This is a genomic window from Streptomyces sp. NBC_00989, assembly GCF_045162655.1.
Classification (GTDB): domain Bacteria; phylum Actinomycetota; class Actinomycetes; order Streptomycetales; family Streptomycetaceae; genus Streptomyces.
Genome location: NZ_CP108728.1, coordinates 7,433,935 through 7,446,828 on the forward strand (window position 1 = coordinate 7,433,935; position 12,894 = coordinate 7,446,828).

Below are 12,894 nucleotides of genomic sequence, written 5' to 3' on the forward strand. Positions count from 1 at the left end.
GGACTCACAGGTCCGTCGTATATGACTCATACACGCATCGTGTACACGCACTGAGAGGGGGAGGCAGCACAAGTGACCAACATCCCGGAGACCGGTCGGACTCCACGGGTTCAGATCAGGCTCGTCGTCATCCAGATTCTCGTCCTCTCCCTCCTCGGCACCCTCGGCGGGCGCCTCTGGTACCTGCAGATCCGTGAGGGCGCCGCGTACCAGAAGGAAGCGTCCGGCAACCACGTCCAGCAGGTCGTCGAGCCCGCGGTACGCGGTTCGATACTGGACGCGCGCGGTGTGCCCCTCGCCGACAACGAGACCCGGCTCGTGGTCTCCGCCTCCCGCACCGACCTGCTGAAGCAGGCGGACGACGGCAAGGCCGTCCTCACCAAGCTGGCCGGCGTGCTGGGCCTGAAGCCCGCGGACGTCATCCAGAAGGTCCGGCTGTGCGACGCGAAGACCCCGCAGCCCTGCTGGAACGGCTCGCCCTACCAGCCCATCCCGATCACCGACGAGGCCACCGCCAAGCAGGCCCTGCAGATCCGCGAGCGCGCCGAGGACTTCCCCGGCATCACCGCCGAGCCCGAGGCCGTACGGCGTTACGCGGCCCCCGGCGACGCCAACGCGGCGCAGGTCCTCGGCTACCTCTCGCCGGTCACCGACGACGAGATCACCCAGGCCAAGGACTCCGACTCGCCGTATCTGCGCTCCGACCAGGTCGGCCGCTCGGGCCTTGAGCGCGAGTACGACAAGGAGCTGCGCGGCAAGGCCGGCGTCACCCGCTACGAGGTCGACAACCTCGGCCGTGTCATCGGCAAGGCCAAGTCCGATGCGGCGCAGCCCGGTTCGAACCTCGTCACCAGCATCGACGCCCGCGTGCAGCGCGTCGCCGAGTACCAGCTGGACAAGGCGATGAAGACCGCCCGCCAGCAGTTCGACAAGATCACCGGCGAGAACTACAAGGCCGACTCCGGTGCCGTCGTCGTGATGGAGGCCAAGACCGGCCGGATCGTCGCCATGGCGTCCGCGCCGACGTACGACCCGAACGTCTGGGTCGGCGGCATCTCCGCCAAGGACTACAAGCAGCTCACCGGCAAGAACTCCGACTACCCGCTCCTCAACAGGGCCATACAGGGTCAGTCGGCGCCCGGTTCGACGTTCAAGGTGGTCTCCACGGCCGCCGCGGTCGAGGCCGGCTACGCGTGGGACGGCGGCTACCCCTGCACCAGTTCGTACTCGGTGGGCGGCCAGGTCTTCAAGAACTTCGAGGGCGAGAACTTCGGCCCCATCTCCCTGGGCCGCGCGCTCGAAGTCTCGTGCGACACCGTCTTCTACGGCCTCGCCGACTCCCAGTGGAAGAAGGACGGCGGCATCAACCCGAAGAAGGGTGAGCCCAAGGACTACTTCTACAAGGCGGCCCACCAGTTCGGCCTCGGCAAGACCACCGGCGTCGACCTCCCCAACGAGGTCACCGGCCGCATCCCGGACCGCAAGTGGAAGCAGGAGACCTGGGAGGCCAACAAGGCCTACTGGTGCAAGACCGGCAAGAAGGGCGGCACGTACGTCCAGCAGATCGCGTACGAGAACTGCCTCGAAGGCAACAAGATGCGCGAGGGCGACTCGATCAACTACTCCATCGGCCAGGGCGACACCCTCGTCACGCCGATCCAGGAGGCCATGATCTACGGCGCGCTCGCCAACGGCGGCACCGAGTACGTCCCGACCATCGGCAAGGCGATCGTCAGCGCCGACGGCAAGACCGTCACGGAGATCAAGCCGAAGGTGAAGGCCAAGCTGCCGATCAGCGCGGCCACGCACAAGGGCATCGACAAGGCCCTCGCGGGCGTGGTCACCAGCGGTACCGCAGCCTGGAAGTTCCAGGGCTGGCCGCAGGACAAGATCGAGCTGCACGCCAAGACGGGTACGGCGGAGGTCTACGGCAAGCAGACGACCTCGTGGTTCGCGACGTACACCAAGGACTACACGGTCGTCATGACGATCGCGCAGGCCGGTACGGGTTCCGGCGCCTCCGGTGAGGCCGTGCGCAACATCTACAACGCGATGTACGGCGTCCAGGCCGACGGCTCCATCGACAAGAAGAAGGCGATGCTGCCCACGCCGCAGACGAGCCTCCCGAAGGTCCGCGCCGACGGCACGATCGCCTCCCCGAAGATCACCGCCGACCCGGCCAAGGAGCTGGAGAAGCAGCAGGAGAAGGCGACCCAGGGCGGTGTCACACCCGCGGACGACACCCAGCAGCCCGCCACCTCGCCCTCACCGTCCACCAACAGCAACACCCGCAGGCGTCCGCGCAGAAGGGGTAGCCGGAGGATGCTCACATGACCGGCAACAGCTTCTCCGTCTCCGGATACGGGCCCGACCGGGCCGGCTGGACGCGGGTGTTCTCCCGTGACTCGCTGGCCCGCCGGCTGGACTGGCCGATACTGCTGTCGGCGATCGGCCTGTCCCTGATCGGCTCGCTGCTGGTCTACTCGGCGACCCGCAACCGCACCGAGATCAACCAGGGCGACCAGTACTACTTCCTGATCCGGCACCTGATGAACACCGGCATCGGCATCGGCCTGATGATCGCCGTGATCTGGGTCGGCCACCGCACCCTGCGCGTCGTCGTCCCGTTCCTGTACGGCGCCTCGGTGTTCGGCATCCTGCTGGTGCTCACCCCGCTCGGCTCGACGGTCAACGGCGCGCACTCCTGGATCGTGCTCGGCGGCGGATTCTCGCTCCAGCCCTCGGAGTTCGTGAAGATCACGATCATCCTGGGCATGGCGATGGTGCTCGCCGCCCGGGTCGACGCGGGCGACAAGCCCTACCCCGACCACCGCACGGTCCTCCAGGCCCTGGGCCTCGCCTCGGTCCCGATGATGATCGTCATGCTGATGCCCGACCTCGGCTCGGTCATGGTCATGGTCATCATCGTGCTCGGCGTGCTGCTGGCCTCCGGCGCGTCCAACCGCTGGATCTTCGGCCTGCTGGGCGTGGGCGCGATCGGCGCGATCGCGGTGTGGCAGCTGCACATCCTGGACGAGTACCAGATCGCCCGCTTCGCCGCCTTCGCCAACCCGAGCCTCGACCCGGCCGGCGTCGGCTACAACACCAACCAGGCCCGCATCGCGATCGGTTCGGGCGGCCTCACCGGCGAGGGCCTGTTCCACGGCTCCCAGACGACCGGCCAGTTCGTCCCCGAACAGCAGACGGACTTCGTCTTCACGGTCGCGGGCGAGGAGTTGGGCTTCGTCGGCGCCGGCCTGATCCTCGTCCTCCTGGGCGTGGTGCTGTGGCGCGCCTGCCGCATCGCCCGCGACTCGACCGAGCTCTACGGCACGATCGTCGCCGCCGGGATCGTCGCCTGGTTCGCCTTCCAGGCCTTCGAGAACGTCGGCATGACCCTCGGCATCATGCCGGTCACCGGCCTCCCACTGCCCTTCGTGTCGTACGGAGGTACGTCGATGTTCGCGGTGTGGCTGGCGGTGGGGTTGTTGCAGTCGATCCGGGTGCAGCGCCCGATGTCCGCGTAGCCGCCGTCCTCGCGTGGCCGCCACCGCCCCGAACCCCAGGGTTTCCCTGGGGTTCCTTGGGGACGCGCCCTGCCATCCTGGCCGGTCAGCAACTAGATTCAGGTCATGGCGGACACAAAGCGGGAGATCGAGCGTAAGTACGAGTCCGACGAGAGTGGGCTGCCCGACCTGACCGGTGTCGCCGGGGTCCAGGCCGTCATCGACAAGGGCGTCATGAGTCTGGACGCCGTGTACTACGACACCGCCGACGAACGCCTCGCCGCCGCCTCACTGACCCTGCGCCGCCGCACCGGCGGCTCCGACGCGGGCTGGCACCTGAAGGTGCCGGTCGCGCCCGGCGTCCGCGACGAGATCCGGGAACCCCTCTCCGACACCGTGCCGGACAGCCTCGCCGCGCTGGTCCGCTCCCGGGTGCGCGAGGCCGAACTGCTGCCCGCCGTCCGTTTGCGCTCAGACCGCGACGTACGGCACCTCGTGGACGCGGACGGCGTGCTGCTCGCCGAGGTCAGCGTGGACGCCGTGCACGCGGAGCGCCTCACCGAGGGCGGCGGCACCGCCCAGTGGACCGAGATCGAGGTCGAACTCGCCGACGACGGCGACCCGGCGTTCCTCGACCAGGTGGAGAAACGGCTGCGCAAGGCGGGCGTACGGCCGTCGTCGTCGGCCTCGAAGCTGGCGCGGGCGCTGGCGGAGACGTCACGCCCGTCGGGGCCGGGGAAGTCGGGGTCGGGGAAGTCGGGGTCGGGGAAGTCGGGGTCGGGAAAGTCCGGGTCGGGAAAGTCCGGGTCGGGTAAGAAGAAGCGCAAGGCGCCGCCCGTGCCCGAGGGGCCCGCGGATCCGGTCACCGCCGGCGACCACGTCCTCGCCTACGCCCGCGCCCAGCGCGACGCGATCCTCGAACTCGACCCCGCCGTACGGCAGGACGCGTACGACTCCGTCCACCGCATGCGCGTCGCCACCCGCCGCCTGCGCAGCACCTTCCGCTCCTACGGCAAGGTCCTCGACCGGGAGGTCACCGACCCGATCGGCGACGAACTGAAGTGGCTGGCGGGCGAGTTGGGCGTGGACCGCGACCGGGAAGTGGTGACCGAACGCCTGACGACGATCCTCGGCGAACTGCCCGCCACCCTGATCTCCGGCCCGATCCGCACCCGCCTGGACACCTGGGCGAACGCCCGGCACGGCGGATCCCGCAGCCGCCTGATCGGCGTCCTGGACTCCCGTCGCTACCTCACGCTCCTCGACACCCTGGACGCGGTGATCGCCGAACCGCCCCTGCTGCCCGCCGCGGCCGGCACACCGGAGAAGGCGATCGGCAAGGCCGTACACAAGGACTTCGGGAAGGTCTCCGCGCTCGTCGAGGAGGCGATCGAGGCTCCGCCCGGCGCGGACCGTGACCTCGCGCTGCACGAGGCCCGCAAGAAGGCCAAGCGCACCCGGTACGCGGCGGAGGCGGCGACGCCGGCCCTCGGTGCGCCGGCCCGCACGCTGGCCAAGTCCATGAAGTCGCTGACCAGCCTGCTGGGCGAGCACCAGGACAGCGTGATGGTCCGGGTGACCCTGCGGGAGCTGTCCGCGGTGGCGCACGCGGCGGGGGAGAGCTCGTTCACGTACGGAGTGCTGTACGGACGGGAGGAGCAGCGGGCGGCCGGGGTGGAGGCCGCGTTGCCGGGGGCGTGGGAGGAGATCGTGGCCGAGGAGTCCGTCTGAGCGTGCGGGGAGGCCCGTGCGTGATTGCGGCGTACGGGTGAGGTCCGGGATCGCGTTAGTCTGGATGGTCACCCGTCCGTTCAGTCCCGCTCACGAAGGTTCGCGAGATGCCTGCCGAAGTCGCTGCGGCCGCAGAGTCCGTCTTTCCGCAGCTCGAAGCCCTGCTCCCGCAGGTGCAGAAGCCGATCCAGTACGTCGGCGGTGAGCTCAACTCCACGGTCAAGCCGTGGGAGTCGTGCGATGTCCGCTGGGCGCTGATGTACCCGGACGCGTACGAGGTCGGCCTGCCCAACCAGGGCGTCATGATCCTCTACGAGGTCCTGAACGAGCAGGAGGGCGTCCTCGCCGAGCGCACGTACAGCGTGTGGCCGGACCTGGAGGCGCTGATGCGGGAGCACAAGGTCCCGCAGTTCACGGTCGACAGCCACCGCCCGGTGGGCGCGTTCGACGTGTTCGGCCTCTCCTTCTCCACCGAACTCGGCTACACGAACATGCTCACGGCCCTGGACCTGGCGGGCATCCCGCTGGAGTCGAAGGACCGGACGCTCGACGACCCGATCGTGCTGGCGGGCGGCCACGCGGCCTTCAACCCCGAGCCGATCGCGGACTTCATCGACGCGGTGATCATCGGCGACGGCGAACAGGCCGTCCTCGACATGACGAAGATCATCCGAGCCTGGAAGGCGGAGGGCCGCCCCGGCGGCCGCGAGGAGGTCCTCTTCCGCCTGGCGAAGACGGGTTCGGTCTACATCCCGGCCTTCTACGACGTCGAGTACCTGCCGGACCACCGCATCGCGCGCGTGGTCCCGAACAAGTCGGGCGTCCCGTGGCGGGTGAGCAAGCACACGGTGATGGACCTGGACGAGTGGCCGTACCCGAAGCAGCCGCTGGTCCCTCTCGCCGAGACGGTCCACGAGCGCATGTCGGTCGAGATCTTCCGCGGCTGCACGCGCGGCTGCCGCTTCTGCCAGGCGGGCATGATCACCCGCCCGGTCCGTGAACGCTCGATCACGGGCATCGGCGAGATGGTCGAGAAGGGCCTCAAGGCGACGGGCTTCGAGGAAGTGGGCCTGCTGTCACTCTCCTCGGCCGACCACTCGGAGATCGGCGAGATCGCGAAGGGCCTGGCGGACCGCTACACGGAGGACAAGGTCGGCCTGTCGCTGCCGTCCACCCGCGTGGACGCGTTCAACGTGGACCTGGCGAACGAGCTGACGCGCAACGGCCGGCGCTCCGGCCTCACCTTCGCGCCGGAAGGCGGCTCGGAACGCCTCCGCAAGGTCATCAACAAGATGGTCTCGGAAGAGGACCTGATCCGCACGGTCTCGACGGCGTACGGCAACGGCTGGCGCCAGGTGAAGCTGTACTTCATGTGCGGCCTCCCGACGGAGACCGACGAGGACGTCCTGCAGATCGCCGACATGGCGATGAAGGTGATCGCCGAGGGCCGCAAGGTCTCCGGCCAGAACGACATCCGCTGCACGGTCTCGATCGGCGGCTTCGTCCCCAAGCCGCACACCCCCTTCCAGTGGGCCCCGCAGCTCTCGGCGACGGAGACGGACGCCCGCCTCACGAAGCTCCGCGACAAGATCCGCGGCGACAAGAAGTACGGCCGCTCGATCGGCTTCCGCTACCACGACGGCAAGCCGGGCATCGTCGAGGGCCTCCTCTCCCGCGGCGACCGCCGGATCGGCGCGGTCATCCGCGCGGTCTACGAGGACGGCGGCCGCTTCGACGGCTGGCGCGAGCACTTCTCCTACGACCGCTGGATGCGCTGCGCCGAGAAGACGCTGCCGGCGTTCGGCGTCGACGTCGACTGGTACACGACCCGCGAGAAGACGTACGAGGAGGTCCTTCCCTGGGACCACCTGGACTCGGGCCTCGACAAGGACTGGCTCTGGGAGGACTGGCAGGACGCCCTCGACGAGACGGAGGTCGAGGACTGCCGGTGGACACCGTGCTTCGACTGCGGGGTGTGCCCGCAGATGGACACGTCCATCCAAATCGGGCCCACGGGGAAGAAGTTGCTCCCGCTGACGGTCAAGCAGCCCGCGGGGAGTGGGCACACGCACTGAGCGGTGCGTCGGTCAACTGACGGGGTCCGAGGGGCCGTAGAGCGTGGCGATGTCCTTGGACCCTGCCCATCGGCTGTACGTGGGGGACTGGGGCCAGCCCTCGGGGGAGTCCTGCCATTCCTCCTGGCGGCCGTACGGCAGGAGGTCGATCAGGGCGAAGCTGTGGCTGAGTTGCTCGGTGCCGCGGCCGGTGGTGTGCCAGGTGCGGTAGACGGTGTCGCCGTCGCGCAGGAAGACGTTGACCGCGAATCCTCCGTCGGGCGGTGCGCCGACGTCGGTGCCGAAGGGGCTGTTCGCGGTCGAGTACCAGGGCATCCGGTTGCCTACCCGCTGCTTGTAGGCGAGGGCCTCGTCGATCGGGCCCTGGGTGACGATGACGAACCGTGCGTCGTAGTCGTCCAGGAACTCCAGGCGGGTGAACTGCGAGGTGAACCCCGTGCAGCCCGGGCACTGCCATTCCTTGCCGGCGAACCACATGTGGTTGTAGACGATCAACTGCCGCTTGCCGTCGAAGACTTCCGCCAGCCGGGCCGGGCCGTCCTCGCCGTCGAGGGTGTAGTCGGGCATCTCGACCATCGGCAGACGGCGGCGTTCGGCGGCGATGGCGTCGAGTTCCCGGGTCGCGGCCTTCTCGCGGGCGCGGAGGGTCGCGAGTCGGGTTTCCCACGTTGCGGTGTCGACGACGGGGGGTAGCGCGTCGGTGGTCATGGTCCCTCGCAGAGCTGGTGGGCGTGGCTGTGCCTTGTGCGGGGGTAGACCTCGGCGGGCCGTGGAACTCATCGGTCGGGAGGCCCGGGAAGCTCGGCGAGGCGGCCGGATGCCCGGAGCGGGTGTTGTCCGCACCCGGCCCGGCCCGGTCACGTCGTGGGATGTGACCGGGCCAGAGGTGCGTGCGGGACGGTCAGTTGTTGCTGTTGCCCGGTTCGGGTGAGTTCAGCGCGGTCCACGGGCCGGGGCAGGTCAGGCTGGCCGGGGTGTTCGCGGCGTGGCTCTCGGTGCAGATGGTCTCGAAGACCAGTCCCGTGGTGGTGATGACGTCGTACTTGATGCCTGCCAGGTCCTGGTTGCCCTGGCTGTGTTCGTTGACGGACACGGCACAGGCGAAGCCGTTGGTGCCGCCGCTCGGGTAGCCCGTCAGTGTGCTGAGGTCGGTCCACCTCATGGTGTGGTCCTCGTTGGGGCGGACGTCGCGGATGCCCGCGTAGGTGATGGTCCCGCTCACCGCGCCGCGGACCTCGTACACCTGCTGGTCCTGGAACCCGTCGATGTCGGCGCACGGCCCGGTGGCGCCGGTGGGGCCCGCCGGTCCGGTCGCGCCCGTGGTGCCCTGTGCTCCGGTGGCACCCGTCGCGCCCTGGTCGCCCTGCGGGCCGGTGGGGCCGGTGGGCCCGGTGGCTCCCGGTCCTCCGGGCTGGCCCTGGGCGCCGGTCGCGCCCGTGGCGCCCGTGGGCCCCTTGGGACCGGTCGCGCCGGTGGCTCCCTTGTCGCCCTTCGGGCCCTTCGGACCGGTCGGGCCCGTCGGTCCCTTGCAGTCGCCCTTGCCGCCGCCCTCGGTCACCCGGGACTTGTGATGGTGGGCCGGTTTGCAGTGGTCGCCGCCGTTGCCGGCGGCCGCCTTCGGCCGGTCGGTCACGCTCCGCGCCGCCGCGGCGGCCGGAGTGGCCACGCCTGCCGCCAGGACCAGGGCGAGCGAGGCCACCGTGCCCGCCTTCCTGAACCGGTCCCGGACCAGCGGACCGAGGGGCGAGGACGTCGGGAACTCAGGGTTCATCTGTGTGCTCCTTGGGAGACCGGTCCGGGTGATGTCCCGAATCCGAGTGCGAACGCGAGCTTGGCCTGAGGTGGCTCGGGCGACCGGCGTAGCGGTACGGAACGCGCCCGTATGTCGTCATATCGGACTAACTGGTGCGCTCCGATGGGGCACTTTTTACCTGCGATCACCCGTACGGCCTCGGCCGCCGCTGTTCGGGGACTCTCGGCGCGGGCTTCCGCGTGGATGGACGGTCACGAAGCGGACGCGTGCCACTGTGACGCGCGTGATTCCGACGGGACGTCAGCAGTCCGGGACGGGTGAGGCCGTGAAGCAGCAGACCCTCTGCCTGTGCATGATCGTCAAGAACGAGTCGCTCGTGATCGAGCGCTGTCTGGAGGCCGTCCGCCCGCTCGTCGACTACTGGGTGATCTCCGACACCGGCTCGACGGACGGCACGCAGGACCTGATCCGCAAGGTGCTGGACGGCGTTCCCGGCGAACTCCACGAGGAACCCTGGGTCGACTTCGGGCACAACCGGACCCGGAACATCCAGCACGCCCGCGGCAAGGCCGACTACCTGCTCACCCTCGACGCCGACCACGTCATGCGGCAGGACGCCCCGCTGCCCCGGCTGACGGCCGGTTCATACATGCTGCGCTACGACACCCCGGGCACCCAGCACCGGTTCAAGCACCTGATGCGGGGCGACTGGCCGTGGCGCTACGAGGGGGTGACGCACGAGTACCCGTGCACCGACGAGGCCGACACCCAGGAGAACCTGGACGCGCTCGTCATCGAGGACCAGGCCGACGGCGGTTGCCGTAGCGACAAGTTCGAGCGCGACGCGCGTCTGCTGCGGCGCGAGCTGGAGCGGGACCCGGACAATCCGCGCACGGTCTTCTATCTGGCCAACACCGAACGCGACCTGGGGCACCCGCGGGAAGCGATCGCTCTCTACGAGCGGCGCGCGCGGATGGGTGGCTGGGGCGAGGAGGTCTACTGCTCCCTCCTGGAAGCCGGAATCCTGCGGGCGGAGGAGGCCGACGACTGGCCGGGGGCGATGGACGCGTTCTCCCGGGCCTGGGACGGGCGCCCCGAACGGCTGGAAGCCTGCTACGAGTTGGCGTCCCGCCTGCGGCTCGCGGGCCGCCACCGCACCGCGTACGCCCTTCTCCGCGACGTCGTCGGCAGGCCGGAACCGGGTGACCTGCTCTTCACCAAGTCCTGGGTGTACCGATGGGGGCTCCTCTTCGAGTTCTCGATCACCGCCTACTGGGTGGGCGAGTTCGCGGCCTCGATCGAGGCGTGCGACCGGTTGCTGGCCCTGCCGGACCTGCCCGCCGCCATCCGCCGCCAGACCATGGCCAACCGGGAGTTCTCCGCCCCGCACGCCGCCGCGGTCCCCCGGCCGTCGAACTCCGCGCGCGGGCCGAAGGCATCCCGGGCGGGCAAGGCGGCCAGGGGCGGGAAGAAGTAGGCGGTACGCCGACGCGCTCGCCGTGAGGGTCAGTCGTGTTGTGAGACCAGCCAGGTGCCGACGCCCGCCAGCGTCCCCTCCCCGGAGTCCGATTCCACGTCGCCCGCCAGGTCGGCGATCGTGACGGACCGCAGGGCATCGCGGCGGGCCGACTCGGCCGCGGCCATCGTGCGGGCGATCGCGCACGGTGTGGTGCAGGACTCGGGAGGGGTGGCCATCGGGCCGCGTTGGCGGATCTCCGTGCAGACGAAGGCCGGGTCGGGGCCGTCGATCGCCTCGACGACGTCGAGGACCGTGATCGACGCGGGGGAGCGGGTCAGGACGTAGCCGCCCGACTTGCCCTGTACCGAGCGGACCAGGCCGGAGCGGGAGAGGGCCTGGAGCTGTTTGGCGAGGTAGGTCGGTGACACGTCGTGGAACTCGGCCAGGCGTGCGGCCGGGACCGGGGCCTGGGTCGAGGTCAGGACAACGCAGCAGTGCAGGGCCCACTCGACTCCGCCGGACATCTTCACCCACTCATTTTACTCAGACTCCGGTTGACTCGGATGTCTGTTGTCCGAGTATTATCTCGGATAAGAAGTGTCCGGGTTTTGGTTTCGGGGTGCCGCCGGTTTCGCCCGGCGGTGCATATCGGACGTAAGTCATCTACGGAAGGCGTAGGCCATGAAGATCGCAGTCATCGGCGGTACCGGACTGATCGGGTCGCAGGTCGTGCGGAACCTGAACGCGGCCGGGCATCAGGCCGTGCCGCACTCGCAGTCCACCGGCGTGGACATCATCACCGGTGAAGGGCTGGAGGCGGCCGTCTCGGGCGCCGACGTCGTCGTCAACCTGACGAACTCACCGACCTTCGACGACGCCTCGATCGGGTTCTTCCAGACGTCGATGGACAACCTGCTCACCGCGAGCGAGAAGGGCGGGGCCGGCCACTTCGTCATCCTGTCCATCGTCGGCGTGGACCAGGTCCCCGGGCTGGACTACTACCGGGCGAAGGTCCTTCAGGAGGACCTCCTCAAGGGCGGGCCGGTCCCGTACTCCATCGTCCGCGCCACGCAGTTCATGGAGTTCATGGGTGCGACCCTCGCCATGACCACCGACGGCGACACCGTCCGGCTGCCGCGTACGCCGGTCCAGCCGATCGCCGCCGCGGAGGTCGCCGCCGTCGTCGCCGAGGTCGCCGCGGGCGCCCCGCTGAACGGCGTCCTCGACATCGCGGGACCGGACGTCTACCCCCTCGACGAACTCGGCCGGCTCACCCTGACCGCCAAGGGCAGCGCCGACTCCGTGGTCACCGACGACACCGCCGGCATGTTCGCCGTCGTCCCCGGTGACGTCCTCACCCCCCCGGACGACGCCCGCATCACCGCCACCCACTACACGGAATGGCTCGCCGGGCACTGACTCGCCTACCGCTGGGGCGCTTTCGGGGTCCCGGCCGCGTGCAGGGACCCCAACCGCGCCAGCGCCGCCGCGTCCGCCGTGTCCGGCTCCGCCGTGCCGACCAGGAGGCACTGGCCGGGGGCGCTCTGCACGTCGAAGGTCTGGTACGTGAGCGTGATGCGGCCCACGTCCGGGTGGTTGAAGGTCTTGGACTGGCGGCCCGGGCGGCTGACGCTGTGGTTCTGCCACAGGGCGGCGAACTCCTCGCTCCCGTCGAGGAGTTCGGCGATCAGCGAGTCGAGCTCGCGGTCGTCCCGGTCGTGGCCCGTCGCCAGGCGCAGCGCCTCGGCCGAGCAGCGCGCGACATGCTGCCAGTCGGCGAACAGGTCCCGGGCCGCCGGGTCGAGGAACAGCGAGCGGACCATCCTGCGGCGGTCGCCCAGGGGCGCGAGCAGCGCGTCGGCCAGCGCGTTCGACGCGAGGACCTCCAGACGCCGGTTGATGACGTATGCCGCCGCCGTCGGGAACGCGTGCATCAGCCGGCGCAGCGCCGGGTCCACCTCGTCGGACGGCTCGGCGGGGACGGGCCTCGGGACCAGGCCGGCCAGGCGGTACGCGTGCCAGCGGGCGTCCGTGTCCAGGCGCAGGGCGCGGGCGATGGCGTCGACCACCTGGCCGGAGGGGCTGCGCTCCCGGCCCTGCTCCAGCCGGGCGTAGTAGTCGGCGCTGACCCCGGCCAGCACGGCGACCTCCTCGCGCCGCAGCCCGGCCACCCGGCGCGCCCCTGAACTGGGAAAACCCACCTCCGCCGGCGTCAGCCGGGACCGCCGCGCACGCAGGAAATCACCGAGTGCGTAACCGTCCGTACCGTCCATGCCGTCCATTCCAAAAGCCTACGGCGCCCCCTCGCTTCCTGGGAGTGGCGCACCCAGGAAGCCTCGCCCTGCCTCATCGGGCCGATTCCGCCGATGC

At 69.9% G+C, this 12,894-nt stretch carries 10 protein-coding genes; 6 read left to right on the forward strand and 4 right to left on the reverse strand.

Features of this window, described 5'->3' with window-relative positions; genetic code table 11:
* Positions 1-72: 72 nt before the first annotated feature.
* The 4 genes from mrdA (at position 73) to OG714_RS33185 (ending at position 7,312) form a co-directional block, all read left to right on the forward strand.
* Positions 73-2,334 (forward strand): penicillin-binding protein 2, encoded by a 2,262-nt coding sequence (gene mrdA, locus OG714_RS33170; RefSeq protein ID WP_406126548.1) that lies wholly within the window; start codon positions 73-75, stop codon positions 2,332-2,334.
* Positions 2,331-3,527: a rod shape-determining protein RodA gene (gene rodA, locus OG714_RS33175; protein ID WP_406126549.1), complete on the forward strand. Its 1,197-nt coding sequence runs from the start codon at positions 2,331-2,333 to the stop codon at positions 3,525-3,527. The genes mrdA and rodA overlap by 4 nt, the downstream gene beginning before the upstream one ends.
* 105 nt (positions 3,528-3,632) lie before the next feature.
* Complete coding sequence (locus tag OG714_RS33180) at positions 3,633-5,237, forward strand: CHAD domain-containing protein (protein WP_406126551.1); 1,605 nt, start codon at positions 3,633-3,635, stop codon at positions 5,235-5,237.
* A 107-nt stretch (positions 5,238-5,344) separates the two neighbouring features.
* Positions 5,345-7,312 carry a TIGR03960 family B12-binding radical SAM protein gene (locus tag OG714_RS33185; RefSeq protein ID WP_406126553.1) on the forward strand — a complete coding sequence of 656 codons (1,968 nt, stop codon included), beginning with the start codon at positions 5,345-5,347 and terminating at the stop codon, positions 7,310-7,312.
* A 12-nt stretch (positions 7,313-7,324) separates the two neighbouring features.
* On the opposite strand, the gene OG714_RS33190 is transcribed toward OG714_RS33185, so the two are convergent.
* Entirely contained in the window at positions 7,325-8,020 is a 696-nt protein-coding gene (locus tag OG714_RS33190) for a DUF899 domain-containing protein (RefSeq protein WP_406126555.1), read from the reverse strand.
* Between the two features lie 193 nt (positions 8,021-8,213).
* Positions 8,214-9,083 (reverse strand): hypothetical protein, encoded by an 870-nt coding sequence (locus tag OG714_RS33195; RefSeq protein WP_406126557.1) that lies wholly within the window; start codon positions 9,081-9,083, stop codon positions 8,214-8,216.
* 307 nt (positions 9,084-9,390) lie between these two features.
* On the opposite strand from OG714_RS33195, the gene OG714_RS33200 reads away from it, so the two are divergent.
* Complete coding sequence (locus OG714_RS33200) at positions 9,391-10,542, forward strand: glycosyltransferase (protein WP_406126559.1); 1,152 nt, start codon at positions 9,391-9,393, stop codon at positions 10,540-10,542.
* A 29-nt stretch (positions 10,543-10,571) separates the two neighbouring features.
* Here OG714_RS33200 and OG714_RS33205 read toward each other — a convergent pair whose 3' ends face one another.
* Positions 10,572-11,048, reverse strand: a complete 477-nt coding sequence (locus OG714_RS33205; protein ID WP_406132043.1) for an RrF2 family transcriptional regulator — start codon at positions 11,046-11,048, stop codon at positions 10,572-10,574.
* 157 nt (positions 11,049-11,205) lie between these two features.
* On the opposite strand from OG714_RS33205, the gene OG714_RS33210 reads away from it, so the two are divergent.
* On the forward strand, positions 11,206-11,943 hold the full coding sequence (locus OG714_RS33210; RefSeq protein WP_406126560.1) for an SDR family oxidoreductase: 738 nt from the start codon (positions 11,206-11,208) through the stop codon (positions 11,941-11,943).
* 5 nt (positions 11,944-11,948) lie between these two features.
* On the opposite strand, the gene OG714_RS33215 is transcribed toward OG714_RS33210, so the two are convergent.
* On the reverse strand, positions 11,949-12,797 hold the full coding sequence (locus OG714_RS33215; protein WP_406132045.1) for a helix-turn-helix domain-containing protein: 849 nt from the start codon (positions 12,795-12,797) through the stop codon (positions 11,949-11,951).
* Between the last annotated feature and the right edge of the window lie 97 nt (positions 12,798-12,894).

Coding starts and splice junctions, on each gene's coding strand:
- OG714_RS33210 (WP_406126560.1), top strand. CDS start 11,206: ATGAAGATCGCAGTCATCGGCGGTACCGGACTGATCGGGTCGCAGGTC.
- OG714_RS33190 (WP_406126555.1), bottom strand. CDS start 8,020: ATGACCACCGACGCGCTACCCCCCGTCGTCGACACCGCAACGTGGGAA.
- OG714_RS33185 (WP_406126553.1), top strand. CDS start 5,345: ATGCCTGCCGAAGTCGCTGCGGCCGCAGAGTCCGTCTTTCCGCAGCTC.
- OG714_RS33195 (WP_406126557.1), bottom strand. CDS start 9,083: ATGAACCCTGAGTTCCCGACGTCCTCGCCCCTCGGTCCGCTGGTCCGG.
- OG714_RS33180 (WP_406126551.1), top strand. CDS start 3,633: ATGGCGGACACAAAGCGGGAGATCGAGCGTAAGTACGAGTCCGACGAG.
- OG714_RS33215 (WP_406132045.1), bottom strand. CDS start 12,797: ATGGACGGTACGGACGGTTACGCACTCGGTGATTTCCTGCGTGCGCGG.
- rodA (WP_406126549.1), top strand. CDS start 2,331: ATGACCGGCAACAGCTTCTCCGTCTCCGGATACGGGCCCGACCGGGCC.
- OG714_RS33205 (WP_406132043.1), bottom strand. CDS start 11,048: ATGTCCGGCGGAGTCGAGTGGGCCCTGCACTGCTGCGTTGTCCTGACC.